We start from the raw sequence: 14,075 nt of genomic DNA on the forward strand, positions 1-14,075 counted from the left end.
TATTGGATGATCGTACATCCCTTTGTTAAAACCAATTGTAAAAATGAGGATTCTTTATTTAGTCCACAAAAATCACTCAATGAAATTTTAAAATACATAAATAGAAGGAAAAATACCTTCTGTAAAGACTGAGTAAAGGATTTTGGCTTAATATTTGTTTGGTAAGTTGCCAATGAAATTAATGATTTATTTAGGCATTCTTCTTTCCGTCATTATTACGGTTGCTCAGGGCAAAACCAATACCAGTCATTCTGCAGATTGGAAAGAGGAACTTTTACATGTTTTTCAGTCGGGATCAAGTAGGGATTTGGCCAGGTACTTCGACCAAGGAATTACCATAAATATTAATGGCAATCAAGGTGATTATTCTAAAAATCAGGCTGAACTGGTCATGAGAGACTTCTTCAGGAAATTTCCGCCTGTTGACTTCCAATTGCTTCACGAAGGGAACAATCAGGAACAAATGATTTATTACATAGGCATTTACAAATCGGAAGATGTTGCTTTTCGGGTATTTATTCGGGGCAAAAAGGATAATGGCCAGGTAAAATTTTACAGCATTGATATTGTAAAGTCTTAAATCCGTCTTTTTTACTATTTTTGGGTCGTGAATAGACCTAGCTACCTCAATCAGGAGAAAATCCATCTTTTTATTCAACAGGCCCTTCAGGAGGATGTGGGAGAAGGAGACCATTCAACACTAGGTGCCATTCCAAAATCCAAAAAAGGGAAAGCCAAACTTATAATCAAGGAAGCAGGAGTCATTGCTGGACTTGAGCTGGCCCAGATGATCTTTAAACAATATGATGCTTCACTTGAAGTAGAGCTGCTACTCAAGGATGGTCAGGAAGTAAAACCAGACGATATTGGCCTAACGGTCAAAGGATCTGCGGCATCCATCCTGACCACAGAAAGATTGATATTGAATTGCATGCAACGCATGAGCGGAATCGCTACTAAAACGCATCAATTGAACCAGCTCATCAAGCATACCAAAGCTAAATTGATGGACACGAGAAAAACCACGCCCAATTTTAGGCTGATGGAAAAATGGGCAGTTTGGATTGGTGGGGGAATAAACCACCGTTTTGCACTCTACGATATGGTTATGCTTAAAGATAACCACATAGATTTTGCTGGGGGCATTCCTCAGGCTATTAGGCAAACAAAAGAATACCTTAAAACCAAAGGACTGGATTTGAAAATAGAAGTCGAAACCAGAACACTGGATGAGGTAGAGCAGGTTTTGGAAGTAGGTGGTATTGATTACATCATGCTGGACAACATGGACTATGCCACCATGAAAAAAGCCGTAGACATGGTTTCGGGAAGATATCCTCTTGAAGCTTCCGGTGGGATTACAGAAGAAAACCTAAAATATGTAGCGGAATGCGGCGTAGATTATATATCTGTCGGCGCGCTTACCCACCAGGTAAAAAGCCTAGACATCAGTCTAAAAGCGTATTAGAAGCCAACAATGCTTCCAATAATCTGATAATTGATCAAAAAAAATAGCTGTTGCTTTTTGGCAACAGCTATTTTTTTAAAATCATCAGGCTCAATCTTTAGGAGCAAAATCTGGATAAGCCTGCATCCCGTGCTCATTGATATCCAAGCCTTCCAATTCTTCTTTTTCATCTACCCGGATACCAATGCTCCTTTTGAGAGAGAAAAACATGATCCAACTCGTCAGGAAACAGAAAGCTCCAACTACACCAATTCCGATCAACTGGGAAAGAACCTGTTGAAAACCGGCCAAATCTCCAAAAAGACCTACTGCTAAAGTGCCCCATATACCTCCTATCAAATGAACTGATATGGCACCGACCGGGTCATCAATCTTGATCTTATCAAAAAATACCACACCCAACACTACCAAGACACCACCAATAAAACCAATGATGGCTGCCTCCCCTACGCCCATCAGGTCCGCACCTGCTGTGATTCCTACCAATCCAGCCAAAATCCCATTCAATACCATGGTGATATCATAACTTTTGAACTTAATATAAGATGTAAAAAGTGCACCAAAAGCTCCCGACGCACCTGCAATCGCCGTAGTTACAAATACAAGGGAAACCTCTCCTGGATCTGCGCTCAACACTGAGCCTCCATTGAAGCCAAACCAGCCAAACCATAACAGGAAGACACCTATGGTAGCCAAAGGAATACTATGACCGGGAATAGCCCGCATTCCGGATTCTGTATATTTTCCCAACCTAGGACCTAAAAGAAAAGCACCAACCAATGCGCCCCATCCTCCTACAGAATGGACTATGGTAGAGCCTGCAAAATCATAAAAAGGTGTGCTTAAGGTGTCCAAAAATCCGCCACCCCACTTCCACATTCCCACAATTGGATAGCAAATACCTACGTATAGAATAGAGAAGAAAAGAAAGGGACCCAATTTGATCCGTTCAGCAACAGCTCCGGAAACAATGGTAGCTGCTGTCGCTGCAAACATTGCCTGAAAAATAAAATCCGTAAAAAAGGTATAGCCTTCGTTATATGTACTGGTATTCCATGCTTCTGGAAGTGAAATACCAATGCCTCCGAGTCCAATAAAACCTCCTTCAAAAGCATCCCCCGGATACATCAGGTTGAAGCCAATAAAGGCATAAGTCAAAAGCCCAATCGCAGGTATGAGCGTATTTTTAAATAAAATGTTAACCGTATTTTTGGCCCTGGTAAGCCCTGCTTCCAAACTTGCGAAGCCTAGGTGCATGACAAAAACCAACAAAGTGGCCACCATCACCCAAAGGTTATTGATAGTAAATAATTCTTGATTCATAGGTTTGTTAGATTTGAGATTTTTAAGAAACTGATTCTTTTCTCACGGAATTTCACCGTGATTTCCTTTCGCCTGCATGCGTATATTATAATGCGGTCTCTCCCGTATCATTGTTTCTGATACGGTAAGCACTCAGGGCTTCATATACAAATATTTTCCCATCACCAACCTCCCCGGTTCGACCCTTATTGAGAATGCATTGTATAATTTCTTCTACATGTTCATCCGCTGTCACAATTTCAATTTTTGTCCTGGGAATGTAAGCTGGCTCATAGGCTACACCCCTGTAGGTCTGCACTTTGGGATGCTCCATCCCCATTCCTTTTACTTCATAAAAGGTGAAGAACTTAACTCCAAGCCCAGCGATACATTGATGTATCTCCTCAAATTTTGATGTTCTAATAATAGCTTCTATTTTTTTCATTTTAGATAATTTTTGAAAGGGTTTAATAGGAATTCAACGCTAATCTAAAATAAATATTAAAAAAAAGTAAATTTTGGTTTTTATTTTAGCCTTATTTTTGATTTTTTATGCATAATTACAATTTTTAGGCTTATTAAAGAACCTTTTTTTTACAATCTTTAAACCTATATTGATTTATAGGCTTATTTAAAAACCTATAAGTATAAAACTTCACCTGGCATAAGATAATTCTACTTTAGTTTTTCTTAAAGAAGGAAAAACCTAATTTTGAGGTTTATTTGATGATTTGAAAATATGCACAGTAAACCTACACTTTTGGTCTTGGCAGCCGGGATGGGCAGCCGTTATGGAGGAAACAAACAAATTGACGGATTCGGACCTCATGGAGAAACCATTTTAGAATACTCTATCTATGATGCCATCAGAGCTGGCTTCGGTAAAGTGGTCTTAATTGTGAGAGAGGAAATCCTTCAGACAGCAAAAGATCTCTTAGTCCCAAAATTAGAAGGCAAAATCGAATTGGATTTTGTGCTTCAATCCTTGAATAGTTTTGTGCCTGAAGCTTACAGAAATCCGGAAAGGGTCAAGCCTTTTGGCACAGCACATGCAGTACTTTGTGCTAAAGATGCCATTGCAGAGCCTTTTGCCGTCATTAATGCCGACGATTTTTATGGTAAGGAATCCTTTGACATTCTGGGCAAGTTTCTTTCTACCGGCGTTCAACCTCACTTGCATGCTATGGTAGGCTATGCCATTGAAAATGTCCTTTCTGAGCATGGCACAGTTAGCCGTGGCGTCTGTACCATGAATGCAGCAAATCAGCTCATTGGGATGGTGGAAAGAACTTCTATTGCAAGAATTGAAGATAAAATCATCTCAAAAGGTGAAGGAGAAGAATTGGAAATCCAGGAAGGAACACCTGTATCGATGAACTTCTGGGGCTTCCACCAGTCTGTTTTCAGTGATATTGAAAAAATGTGGGAGGAATTTCTGCCCGCCAACAAAGAGAATCGCAAATCCGAATTCTTTATCCCCACAGTGGCCAATAACCTGATAAAATCAGGAAAAGCAGCCTTCGAAATTCTGGAAGGTGGTAAAACATGGTTCGGTGTAACCTACACGGAAGACAAACCTGTGGTCATTGAATCCCTCAAAAAAATGCATGAGGATGGGGAGTATCCCGAAAATCTTTGGGCGTAAGTGAACAAATTAAAATGCCGGATTTCAAATAGAAGAAATCCGGCATTTTCAATTACTGCAAAGCTATAATTTCCATCAAAGCAGCATAAGCTTCCTCTCCTGGTCTTGGCGCATTAGGGCTCACCAGTTTATTATCTTTTCCGATTATCAAATACCTGGGAATTCCCCATACTTTGAAGTACCTCATGATATCTGCCTCAAAACCCTTACCGGCAAAAAGATGTACACCTCTCATAGGGTTTTTATCAAGGTAATTTTTCCAAGGATCCTGTTTTTCGTCTACTGAAATGTACATCAAGACGATATCTTCATGCTTTCTCAATTTCTTTTCAAAGTCCGGGGTTTTGGTTTTAAAAGTATTGATGCAGGGTCCGCACCAACTTGCCCAAAGGTCCAGATAGATTACTTTGTCTTTAAACTCGGAAAGAACACGCTGATTTCCTTCCAAATCCAGAAAAGCGAAATTCTCAACCAAGGCACCTTCTCTTAACTTTTCCAAAGAAGCCAAGGTCACATTCAAATTTTCATTAAAACGGGATTCTGGATAGTCTTTTCTGTAACCCTCAGTCATGGCAAAAAGTGCATCATACGTTTCATTGAGCATGGCCATTTCATTGATAATATAGGCTGCTTGGTACAATGCTTTGATAGGTTCTTCTTCTGCGTAGATGTATGTCATCACCTGGGTATTTGGCATACCAAAAGGAATGTTCAGGGCTGAATAAATGCCCATGATGATTGCACGTGAATTATCCTCCGTCAGTACTTCGATATTTTTATCATATCCCATTTCAAGTATAAAAGTTCTGAAAAAATCCGTTCTCTCCTCAACATCCAGCGCCTCAGCCCTATCGAGGTATAATTCCCCTAACTGAATAACCATGGTTTGGGTGAACTGGGTTCCTTGTCGCTGCTCTTCCAGAGATAATCGGTTCCTAAAAGCATCCAGTATCCCGATAAAATCCTTTTCTACATCTTGGCAAAAACTGATGAAAACCTGCTGCTCCGGTATTTCTTCTGTATCATAAATCACTTCAGACACACGCCCATAAAGTTCTTCCTGTATCAATCTTTGCATCTCGCTCATGTAATCTGCAAAAGCCTGCGATGGAGCCTGAGCGAAGATTGGATAAGCCAAAAGACTAAGCAGGAGGGAAAAAAAGATCTTTTTCATAAAATTTATTGCTTTTATTGCTCTTATTCTGACGAATTAACGGACGAATATAATAAGGAGATGTATAATTCTTATTAATTTTGAGAAGCTTAATCACATAACAAACAAGACTGAATCATGAAAAAGTTATTTTTCTCTTCCTCTTCCTATGGTTCTGATATCGCTCTTTTTCTATTGAGGGTGGGTTCAGCCCTAATGATGATTACCCATGGTTGGGCTAAAATATCTGATTTCAGCGCCAGATTGTCCACTTTCAGAGACCCGATTGGATTGGGCCCGGCCTTGTCCTTACAGGCAACGATTTTCGCAGAGTTTTTCTGCGCCATTCTATTGGCCCTAGGGTTCATGACCAGACTTTCCCTCATTCCATTAATATTTACCATGAGTGTGGTAACCTTTATTGTCCATGCGGATGACCCTTTCTCTGGCAAAGAAAAAGCCTTATTATTTCTTTTGATCTTTGTCGTTCAATTCATCATGGGGCCTGGAAAATACTCCATGGACGCGCAAATAAGGAAGAGAAAAAGAGGTTATTAAGCTCCCGTCTTTAAAACACCGTCTTTGATGGAGAAAAAGGTACATTCTGAAGCTATATTCCGTAATATTGCTTTGGAACGTTCAGGTCTGGCATCGCTGATGAACAATTGCCCAAAGCGGTGATCTGCTACCAACTGCATCAATTTCTGGATCCGGTGATCGTCAAGTTTATCAAAAATATCGTCCAAAAGCAGAATTGGCTTCGTCCCTTTATGCTGTAAAAAAATTTGAAACTGTGCCAGCTTGAGTGCTATCAGGAAGGATTTTTGTTGACCCTGAGAGCCAAATTTTTTAAGGGGATAACCTTTGATTTCGAAAACGAAATCATCCTTATGGATCCCCTTGTTCGTTCTTTTGAGGATAAAATCCTTTTGCGCCATGGAAAAAAACTCCTGTTCAAAATTAACACCAAGACAATGGGTATCATAAGATATGCCAATGTCCTCTTGGTTTCCTGAAATTTCAGCATAAAATGTCCTTAGTAAAGGCTCATACTCTTTGATGAACTCGGCCCGCTTCAAAGCTATTTGTTTTGATAGGGCTATGATTTCCTTGTCATACACAGATATGTAATTTTTATCCCAACGCCCACGTTCGGAGAACTGCTTGATCAGTGCATTCCGCTGCTTTAGAAAATGTTGGTACCGAACCAAACTCTCCATGTAGCTTTTACTCAACTGGCAAAGCATATTGTCAAAAAACCGTCGCCTTTCCTCACTGCCATCTTTAATGAGCTGCGTATCATCTGGCGCAATCATCACCACAGGAAGCAGTCCTACATGGTCACTCATTTTTTCTACAGCTTTGCCGTTCTGCAACAATTGCTTTTTCTTCCCGGACTCAAAAATACATTTGATTTCAACTTCCTTACCTTCCAATTCAAAATCCCCGAAAATGGTAAAAAATTCTTTTTGATGCTGCACGTTGAGGTTATCCATCCCATTGATCGCGCTCTTGGTAAGGCAAAGATAATGTATGGCATCTAAGAGGTTGGTTTTTCCACTGCCATTGATCCCCACAAAACAGTTTATCTCTGGGGAAAACTGCACCTCAGCATGGTCATAATTTTTAAAATACTTCAGGCGGATATTTTTGAGGTACATCTTGCAGAAACTGTGGGGTTTTTGACTATTTTCGCGTTTGGCCTTAAAATTCAGCCCATTTGATTATATTTGAGGCCTAATTTAGCATATTTTATAAATAACGATATGGCAAAAAAGAGTACTCCAACCAAAGCTAAAGTTAAATATTCCAAAGAAACTTATGCATATTGGTATGAAAGCATGCTTTTGATGAGGCGCTTTGAAGAAAAAGCAGGCCAACTGTATGGACAACAAAAAATCAGAGGATTTTGTCACCTATATATTGGACAAGAGGCTTGTGCCTCCGGTGCAATCACTGCGCTGGAAAAAGATGACAAGTGGATCACTGCTTACAGAGACCATGCGCATCCACTAGGCCTTGGAACAGACCCAGGTGCAGTGATGGCAGAATTGTATGGTAAGGCCACTGGAACTACCAAAGGTAAAGGTGGTTCTATGCACATTTTTGACAAGGAAAGGAACTTCATGGGAGGTCATGGTATCGTTGGCGCGCAAGTTCCTATGGGACTGGGTATTGGCTTTGCCGAAAAATACAAAGGTACCAAAAACCTATGTATCTGCTATATGGGTGATGGAGCCGTCAGACAAGGGGCTGTACACGAAGCCCTAAACTTGGCCATGCTTTATAAGACTCCTGTCATTTTTGTCATCGAAAACAATGGCTATGCCATGGGTACTTCGGTCGCTAGGACTTCCAATGTAACAGAGCTTTATACCATTGGTGAGGCCTATGACATGCCTTCATTCCCGGTAGATGGCATGAATGTAGAAGAAGTACATGAAGCCGTAGCAGAAGCTGCAGAGCGTGCCAGAAAAGGTGATGGGCCAACACTTCTTGAATTCAGAACATACCGCTATAAAGGTCACTCCATGTCCGATCCGCAGAAATATAGGACCAGAGAAGAAGTGGAAGAATACAAGATGCGTGATCCTATTGAACAAGTGAAAAAAACCATTTTGGATAATAAAATCCTTACTGAGGATGAAATTTCTGAAATCGACGCAAGGGTTAAAAAGCAAGTGGCAGATGCAGTTCAGTTTGCCGAGGATTCACCTTGGCCAGATGGTCAGGACGCCTTTAAGGATGTATACATCCAAGAAGACTATCCTTTCGTGCTGGAATAATTAAAAGAAAATACAAAATCAGCCATGAATTTGAGTAAAAACATTCATGGCTGTTTTTTTATCTCTATTTGTGAATTAATTAAAAGCCTTATATTTGCGGGCGAAAAATTTAATAGAATGGCTAAGAAACAAACGAAAAAAGCTCCTGAAGTTGAGTATGAGCTTTTGGAAAAACCGGAAGAGATTGCAAGCAGACTGGAACGGGGCGAGGCCTTTGTCAAAAAGAATGCTAAAGTATTTGGAGGTGTTCTCATTGCCGGCATTTTGCTAATGGCAGGAGTGCTTTATTTCCAGATTGACAAGCAAAATAAAAATAAAAAAGGCCAAGCTGAAATGTTTCAGGCTGTCTATTACTTTGAGCAGGACAGCATTGATTTCGCGTTGAACGGCGATGGTTCAAATCCTGGTTTCCTAAAAATAATAGATCAGTATAAAGGAACAGAGGCAGCCAATCTTTCCCATTTTTACTTAGGTTCAATTTACCTTTCTGAGGGACAATTTCAGAAGGCAGTAGATCACCTGAAAAAATTCTCCGCCAATGATTATTTTGTGCAAGCAAGAGCTTTTGCCCTATTGGGAGATGCTTATCTGGAACTGGGAAACACCAAAGACGCTATTGCTGCTTATAAAAAAGCAGTCGATCATAAAGAAAACAAACATTTCGCGCCCAGGTATCTGAACAAATTGGCCATTGCTTATGAAGAAGCAGGAGACATTGCCAATGCCATTAAAACCTATCAGATCATAGAAGACAAATACTTCGAGTCTTTTGAATTTACCAACGCACGAAAGCACAGAGCTCGCTTGGAAGGCCTTGCCTCTAAGTAATGCTTTGTCACTTGCAAGCATTCTTATAGAAGTAAGGCCGTGAATGGCCTTACTTTTTTTATTTGTTACCCTAACCACTCAAATTATGGCAACATCATTAAAAAGTCTGAGCCAATACTCAGACAAAAACATCTTGGATATTTCTAATAAGAAATTTGGCATTGTGGTATCTGAATGGAACGATCAGGTTACCGAATCCCTTTTTTCCGGAGCTTTGGACACATTATTGAAGCATGGTGCCAAAAAAGATAACATTTTCAGGAAAAATGTCCCTGGATCATTTGAGCTGACCCTTGGTGCCCAGTGGTTGGCAGAAATAGAGGAAATTGATGCGGTCATCTGTTTGGGCTGTGTCATACAAGGAGAAACTAGACACTTTGATTTTATCTGTGATGCGGTGGCGAATGGCATCACTCAAGTAGGACTCAAATATAACAAACCTGTCATCTTTGGTGTTTTGACGCCAAATACCATGCAACAAGCCTTAGACAGGGCTGGAGGCAAACATGGTAATAAAGGCGATGAAGCAGCCATTACTGCTGTGAAAATGCTTGGATTCTAGTCCTTCCACAACTCAAACCTTAAACCAAAGTCCATTATGAAAATAATGAAGTTCGGGGGTACCTCAGTAGGAAAACCCGAAAGAATGCACCAAGTAAAAGATTTAATTACCCGTGACAACGAAAGAAAAATTGTAGTTCTATCCGCGCTATCAGGAACCACCAATGCTTTGGTATCCATAGGAGATGCTTTGGCTACTGCCAATAAAACACTGGCCAAAGAGCGTATTGATGCACTACATCAACATTATCTGGAATTTTATAAATCCCTTTTAAAAACAGAAGCTGGTAGATCAAAAGCTGAAAAAATCATCAAAGAACATTTTGAATTTTTAAACATCATCCTCAAAATTTCTTTTAATGAAGCCATTAACAGGGATATTTTAGCCCAAGGCGAATTACTTTCTACCAAGCTTTTTTACACTTTATTACAGGAATTGGACATTCCGGCAGTATTCCTTCCTGCATTGGATTTCATGAGTATCGATGAAAATGCAGAACCCGAATTGAAAAAGATCTCAGAAAGACTGAAAGTTATCCTGGCCAATTTTTCAGAAGACAGGATTTTTGTGACACAAGGTTATATCTGCAAAAATCACCGAAACGAAGTAGACAACCTAAAAAGAGGAGGTTCAGATTACTCGGCCTCTTTAATTGGGGCAGCGCTGAGTGCAGATGTAGTAGAAATTTGGACGGATATAGATGGCATGCACAACAATGACCCAAGAGTAGTAAACAAAACAAGGCCAATCGCCCAACTTTCGTTTGATGAAGCAGCAGAGCTGGCCTATTTTGGGGCTAAAATTCTGCACCCTGCTTCTATCTGGCCAGCACAGCAATACAATATACCGGTTAAATTACTCAATACCATGGAGCCTGATGCAGCAGGAACTACCATAACCAAGAAAGAGTTGGGGACTGGAGTTAAGGCCTTGGCAGCCAAAGATGGTATCACTGCAATTAAAATTAAGTCCAGCAGAATGCTATTGGCCTATGGTTTTCTGAGAAAAGTTTTTGAAGTCTTTGAAAAATATAAGACCTCTATAGATATGATTACCACCTCAGAGGTAGCCGTCTCTGTAACCATTGATGACCTAAGCCATTTGGACGATATCGTTAAAGAACTGGAAGCCTATGGATTGGTTGAAGTTGATAAAAACCAAACCATCATATCCATTGTAGGCAACCTGATTGCAGAGTCTAAAGGCACTATGGCCAAAATTATGAATAGCCTGGAAGCAATCCCGATACGAATGGTTTCATATGGAGGTAGTAGACATAATGTTTCTATTCTGGTGGAAGCCAAATATAAAAATGATTCATTACAAGCCTTGAATGAAGGGCTTTTTGAGTGGTAAAAAAAACAGGGCCTTTGAAATTTCAAAGGCCCTGTTTTTTTATGCAGTCTTGAGTAACCTCAATTCTCCTTTTCGTTTGACAATTCTCAGTTCAAAAAACTGATTGATAAAAGCCTTGCATTGATTTTCAGACCATTCTGCCCTGGAATCCGAATCAAATAACAAAGTCATGCGCAACATATTCTTCACATAAGGTTCATAATTGCCCATCTCCCTTAGCCAATGGGACAATTGCATGTACCAGTCTTCTTTAAACTTATCCACATGACTCCGTCCATCAAATAGAAGCTCTAACTGGTTATTGCCATTTTTATACCGATATACCCCACACAACTGCCTATAAATCATACGTAATCTCTCTTTGGGATATTCATGGCTATCCAGGATTTTTTCAAAAGTCTCATCCATTAACATCAGTGGATTATATAATAAGGTATATGACTTTTTCAATTCAAAAACCATCAACTCCAGCATCTCCTCTTCCATCACTGTCTGTGCCTGGCGCAGGATATAGTTTTTGTCCAATGGAAATAATTTCTGAATCATAGCGCATGAAATATGTTGCAAATTACTCTTTTCTTCTCTGTTTCTAAAAATTTTCTTCTCAAATCATCTCCTGAATGGCCATTTGGACCAGGTCAGGCTCAAAGCCCCTCCCAATAAGGTATTGCTGCAATTTGTACTTCTTTTTGATAAGTACTGTTTCTTTTAATGTCTCCCACTTTTTGGAAGCCAGGCGCAATAGTACCTCCCAATATTCATCCTGGTCAATTTCCTTCATACCTGCTTTGATACAATTAGGGCTAACTTTTTTCATTTTCAACTCCATCAGTATCTTATTCCTCCCCCATTTCTTAAGGCCAAATTTGCCCCTAACAAAAGCACAGGCAAACCTTTCCTCGTTGAGAAAGCCTTCTGTGATCAAAGTAGCAATCAAATCTTCCCCCTCGGCCCCAAAAATACCCCGCTCGGCTAATTTTGTCCTCACTTCCTCCTGGCATCGCTCCTGATAAGCACAATATGCCGCAATTTTGACCTTGGCTTCTGCCAAGGACCAAGGCTTTTTGGTATGTTCGGCACCATAATCTTTTCGTGCGTAGGACATTTTATGTATTTTTGACCACAAAGTAACCGCTATGGTTATTTTTTTCAAATACATTCATCAAACCTTTAAACAACATGCGCAAAAAAATTGTAGCCGGAAACTGGAAAATGAACCTGAATTTTGAGGATGGTCAAAAACTTACCTCAGAAATTGTCAATATGCTGAAGGACGAAAACGATAAAGATGTAACCGTAGTCCTTAACCCTCCATTTGTCCACCTTTACCCTGTCAAAAAACTGATTGGCAATACGCCAAACCTTTTTCTAGGAGCTCAAAACTGCTCTGATAAAGGATCAGGAGCTTTTACCGGGGAAGTTTCTGCTAGCATGTTGGCTTCCTTCGGTGCTGATTACGTCATCCTAGGGCACAGCGAAAGAAGAGAGTATTTTGGAGAATCCAACGAATTGCTGACAACCAAAACCAGGCAAGCCTTGGAAAATGGATTGACCCCAATATTTTGTTGCGGAGAACCCTTGGAAATCAGAGAAGCTGGTACACATGAAGCATATGTCAAAAACCAATTGACTGAGAGTCTATTTGGGTTTTCCGATGAAGAAATTTCAAAAATTGTCATAGCTTATGAACCTATTTGGGCGATCGGGACTGGCAAGACTGCTTCTTCTGATCAGGCTCAGGATATGCATGCAGCATTAAGGGCTCACTTTGCTTCCAAATATGGACAAATTATAGCGGATAACCTTTCTATCCTTTATGGTGGTAGCTGTAATCCCGGTAATGCGAAAGATATCTTTTCCAAAGCCGATGTGGACGGTGGACTGATAGGAGGGGCTTCACTCAAATCCAGAGACTTTGTAGATATCATTAAGTCGTTCTAAGTTTCAGGAACCAGTGCTATGCAATACTTAGAATTTAAAGTAAGCTGCTCAGAAGTTTTCAGGGAAATCCTTATAGCTGAATTGGCAGAAGTAGGTTTTGATTCATTTTTGGAAACAGATGAAGGCTTTGATGCTTATATCCAAGAAAACACCTTCGTGAGGGCTGACTTCGAAGAGGTAATTCAAAGGTACCAGAACCAGGCCAACATCAAGGTGAAGGAGGGGAAAATGGAAAAGGTAAACTGGAATGAGGAATGGGAAAAACATTATGATCCCATCATGGTAGATAACCAAGTCTATGTTAGGGCTTCTTTCCATGAGGCAAAATCAGATTTCCCTTATGAAATTCTGATCAATCCAAAAATGTCCTTTGGCACAGGTCACCATGCCACTACCTATCTGATGATTTCCCATCAACTGGAAATAGACCATACCAATAAAAGGGTTTTAGATATCGGAGCAGGCACTGGTATTCTGGCGATTATGGCCAAGAAATTGGGGGCATTTTCAGTGGAAGCATTTGATATTGATGAATGGTGTGTGGATAATGGGAATGAAAATTTTGACCTCAATGGAATGACAGCGGTTAGAATGGGCAAGGGAACCATAAGAGAAGTTAATCCACAAGGGAGTTTTGATATTGTACTGGCCAATATCAATAAAAATGTTCTTCTAGATGAAATGGAAGTATACAGCTCCCTTCTAAAATCCAATGCTTACTTGCTCTTAAGCGGCTTTTATGAGCATGATGCTGCCGATATTGAACAACGGGCCAATGGTTTTGGCCTTAAACTTATACAAACTAAAGTTAAGGAAAACTGGGCAGCTATGTCCTTTCAGAAACCATGACAGAACTGATTATCTATGCAATCATCTTTCTATTGCTGATTGCACATACGCTCATGGCAGCCAAAATGTATAAGAAAATTCACGAAAATAAAACCTTGAGTTTACAGGAAAGAAATGACTGGAAACTCAAGGCGCTTATTTTTCCAGGTTATTTCTGGTTCAAATACAAAGAAGGACTAAAATGA

Annotated in this window: 17 protein-coding genes; 11 read left to right on the top strand and 6 right to left on the bottom strand. The window is 40.1% G+C overall.

Going from position 1 to position 14,075, the window contains the following annotated elements; genetic code table 11:
* Window positions 1-172 precede the first annotated feature (172 nt).
* Together B879_RS05370 and nadC are read left to right on the top strand one after the other, a co-directional pair.
* Complete coding sequence (locus tag B879_RS05370; RefSeq protein WP_009184136.1) at window positions 173-580, top strand: DUF4783 domain-containing protein; 408 nt, start codon at window positions 173-175, stop codon at window positions 578-580.
* Window positions 581-607: 27 nt separating this feature from the next.
* The gene (gene nadC / locus B879_RS05375; protein WP_009184137.1) at window positions 608-1,468 is read left to right on the top strand and encodes a carboxylating nicotinate-nucleotide diphosphorylase; all 861 of its coding nucleotides are present in this window, start codon (window positions 608-610) and stop codon (window positions 1,466-1,468) included.
* Window positions 1,469-1,558: 90 nt separating this feature from the next.
* Here nadC and B879_RS05380 read toward each other — a convergent pair whose 3' ends face one another.
* Window positions 1,559-2,791: an ammonium transporter gene (locus tag B879_RS05380; protein WP_009184138.1), complete on the bottom strand. Its 1,233-nt coding sequence runs from the start codon at window positions 2,789-2,791 to the stop codon at window positions 1,559-1,561.
* A gap of 85 nt (window positions 2,792-2,876) precedes the next feature.
* Window positions 2,877-3,215: a P-II family nitrogen regulator gene (locus B879_RS05385; protein ID WP_009184139.1), complete on the bottom strand. Its 339-nt coding sequence runs from the start codon at window positions 3,213-3,215 to the stop codon at window positions 2,877-2,879.
* 294 nt (window positions 3,216-3,509) lie between these two features.
* Here B879_RS05385 and B879_RS05390 point away from each other — a divergent pair, with 294 nt between their 5' ends.
* Entirely contained in the window at window positions 3,510-4,415 is a 906-nt protein-coding gene (locus B879_RS05390; RefSeq protein WP_009184140.1) for a nucleotidyltransferase family protein, read from the top strand.
* 52 nt (window positions 4,416-4,467) lie between these two features.
* Here B879_RS05390 and B879_RS05395 read toward each other — a convergent pair whose 3' ends face one another.
* Window positions 4,468-5,589 (bottom strand): TlpA family protein disulfide reductase, encoded by a 1,122-nt coding sequence (locus B879_RS05395; protein WP_009184141.1) that lies wholly within the window; start codon window positions 5,587-5,589, stop codon window positions 4,468-4,470.
* Between the two features lie 117 nt (window positions 5,590-5,706).
* Between B879_RS05395 and B879_RS05400 the strand changes: the two genes are divergently transcribed.
* Window positions 5,707-6,126 carry a DoxX family protein gene (locus B879_RS05400; protein ID WP_009184142.1) on the top strand — a complete coding sequence of 140 codons (420 nt, stop codon included), beginning with the start codon at window positions 5,707-5,709 and terminating at the stop codon, window positions 6,124-6,126.
* Here B879_RS05400 and recF read toward each other — a convergent pair.
* Window positions 6,123-7,229: a DNA replication/repair protein RecF gene (recF, locus tag B879_RS05405; RefSeq protein ID WP_009184143.1), complete on the bottom strand. Its 1,107-nt coding sequence runs from the start codon at window positions 7,227-7,229 to the stop codon at window positions 6,123-6,125. The two genes, B879_RS05400 and recF, sit on opposite strands and share 4 nt — an antisense overlap.
* Window positions 7,230-7,334: 105 nt before the next feature.
* Here recF and pdhA point away from each other — a divergent pair, with 105 nt between their 5' ends.
* From pdhA to B879_RS05425, 4 genes are all read left to right on the top strand, one after another.
* The gene (pdhA, locus tag B879_RS05410) at window positions 7,335-8,354 is read left to right on the top strand and encodes a pyruvate dehydrogenase (acetyl-transferring) E1 component subunit alpha (protein ID WP_009184144.1); all 1,020 of its coding nucleotides are present in this window, start codon (window positions 7,335-7,337) and stop codon (window positions 8,352-8,354) included.
* Between the two features lie 117 nt (window positions 8,355-8,471).
* Entirely contained in the window at window positions 8,472-9,182 is a 711-nt protein-coding gene (locus B879_RS05415) for a tetratricopeptide repeat protein (protein WP_040400305.1), read from the top strand.
* 85 nt (window positions 9,183-9,267) lie between these two features.
* Entirely contained in the window at window positions 9,268-9,744 is a 477-nt protein-coding gene (ribH, locus tag B879_RS05420; RefSeq protein ID WP_009184146.1) for a 6,7-dimethyl-8-ribityllumazine synthase, read from the top strand.
* A gap of 36 nt (window positions 9,745-9,780) precedes the next feature.
* The gene (locus B879_RS05425; protein ID WP_009184147.1) at window positions 9,781-11,100 is read left to right on the top strand and encodes an aspartate kinase; all 1,320 of its coding nucleotides are present in this window, start codon (window positions 9,781-9,783) and stop codon (window positions 11,098-11,100) included.
* 39 nt (window positions 11,101-11,139) lie between these two features.
* Here B879_RS05425 and B879_RS05430 read toward each other — a convergent pair whose 3' ends face one another.
* Both B879_RS05430 and B879_RS05435 read right to left on the bottom strand, forming a co-directional pair.
* Window positions 11,140-11,646 carry a hypothetical protein gene (locus B879_RS05430; protein WP_009184148.1) on the bottom strand — a complete coding sequence of 169 codons (507 nt, stop codon included), beginning with the start codon at window positions 11,644-11,646 and terminating at the stop codon, window positions 11,140-11,142.
* Window positions 11,647-11,704: 58 nt separating this feature from the next.
* Window positions 11,705-12,205 (bottom strand): regulatory protein RecX, encoded by a 501-nt coding sequence (locus B879_RS05435; RefSeq protein ID WP_040400307.1) that lies wholly within the window; start codon window positions 12,203-12,205, stop codon window positions 11,705-11,707.
* A gap of 74 nt (window positions 12,206-12,279) precedes the next feature.
* Here B879_RS05435 and tpiA point away from each other — a divergent pair, with 74 nt between their 5' ends.
* From tpiA to B879_RS05450, 3 genes are read left to right on the top strand one after another with little or no spacing between them, the layout of a single operon-like run.
* The gene (gene tpiA / locus B879_RS05440) at window positions 12,280-13,041 is read left to right on the top strand and encodes a triose-phosphate isomerase (RefSeq protein WP_009184150.1); all 762 of its coding nucleotides are present in this window, start codon (window positions 12,280-12,282) and stop codon (window positions 13,039-13,041) included.
* 18 nt (window positions 13,042-13,059) lie between these two features.
* Window positions 13,060-13,890: a 50S ribosomal protein L11 methyltransferase gene (gene prmA / locus B879_RS05445; protein WP_009184151.1), complete on the top strand. Its 831-nt coding sequence runs from the start codon at window positions 13,060-13,062 to the stop codon at window positions 13,888-13,890.
* Window positions 13,887-14,075, top strand: a complete 189-nt coding sequence (locus B879_RS05450) for a hypothetical protein (RefSeq protein ID WP_009184152.1) — start codon at window positions 13,887-13,889, stop codon at window positions 14,073-14,075. The genes prmA and B879_RS05450 overlap by 4 nt, the downstream gene beginning before the upstream one ends.

This window comes from Cecembia lonarensis LW9 (assembly GCF_000298295.1).
Taxonomy (GTDB): domain Bacteria; phylum Bacteroidota; class Bacteroidia; order Cytophagales; family Cyclobacteriaceae; genus Cecembia; species Cecembia lonarensis.

Excerpts from the sequence above, each read along its gene's own strand:
- B879_RS05385 (WP_009184139.1), bottom strand. The coding sequence starts at position 3,215 with ATGAAAAAAATAGAAGCTATTATTAGAACATCAAAATTTGAGGAGATA.
- pdhA (WP_009184144.1), top strand. The coding sequence starts at position 7,335 with ATGGCAAAAAAGAGTACTCCAACCAAAGCTAAAGTTAAATATTCCAAA.
- tpiA (WP_009184150.1), top strand. The coding sequence starts at position 12,280 with ATGCGCAAAAAAATTGTAGCCGGAAACTGGAAAATGAACCTGAATTTT.
- B879_RS05425 (WP_009184147.1), top strand. The coding sequence starts at position 9,781 with ATGAAAATAATGAAGTTCGGGGGTACCTCAGTAGGAAAACCCGAAAGA.
- B879_RS05435 (WP_040400307.1), bottom strand. The coding sequence starts at position 12,205 with ATGTCCTACGCACGAAAAGATTATGGTGCCGAACATACCAAAAAGCCT.
- B879_RS05370 (WP_009184136.1), top strand. The coding sequence starts at position 173 with ATGAAATTAATGATTTATTTAGGCATTCTTCTTTCCGTCATTATTACG.
- B879_RS05380 (WP_009184138.1), bottom strand. The coding sequence starts at position 2,791 with ATGAATCAAGAATTATTTACTATCAATAACCTTTGGGTGATGGTGGCC.
- prmA (WP_009184151.1), top strand. The coding sequence starts at position 13,060 with ATGCAATACTTAGAATTTAAAGTAAGCTGCTCAGAAGTTTTCAGGGAA.
- ribH (WP_009184146.1), top strand. The coding sequence starts at position 9,268 with ATGGCAACATCATTAAAAAGTCTGAGCCAATACTCAGACAAAAACATC.
- B879_RS05390 (WP_009184140.1), top strand. The coding sequence starts at position 3,510 with ATGCACAGTAAACCTACACTTTTGGTCTTGGCAGCCGGGATGGGCAGC.
- B879_RS05450 (WP_009184152.1), top strand. The coding sequence starts at position 13,887 with ATGACAGAACTGATTATCTATGCAATCATCTTTCTATTGCTGATTGCA.
- B879_RS05400 (WP_009184142.1), top strand. The coding sequence starts at position 5,707 with ATGAAAAAGTTATTTTTCTCTTCCTCTTCCTATGGTTCTGATATCGCT.
- B879_RS05430 (WP_009184148.1), bottom strand. The coding sequence starts at position 11,646 with ATGATTCAGAAATTATTTCCATTGGACAAAAACTATATCCTGCGCCAG.
- B879_RS05415 (WP_040400305.1), top strand. The coding sequence starts at position 8,472 with ATGGCTAAGAAACAAACGAAAAAAGCTCCTGAAGTTGAGTATGAGCTT.
- recF (WP_009184143.1), bottom strand. The coding sequence starts at position 7,229 with ATGTACCTCAAAAATATCCGCCTGAAGTATTTTAAAAATTATGACCAT.
- B879_RS05395 (WP_009184141.1), bottom strand. The coding sequence starts at position 5,589 with ATGAAAAAGATCTTTTTTTCCCTCCTGCTTAGTCTTTTGGCTTATCCA.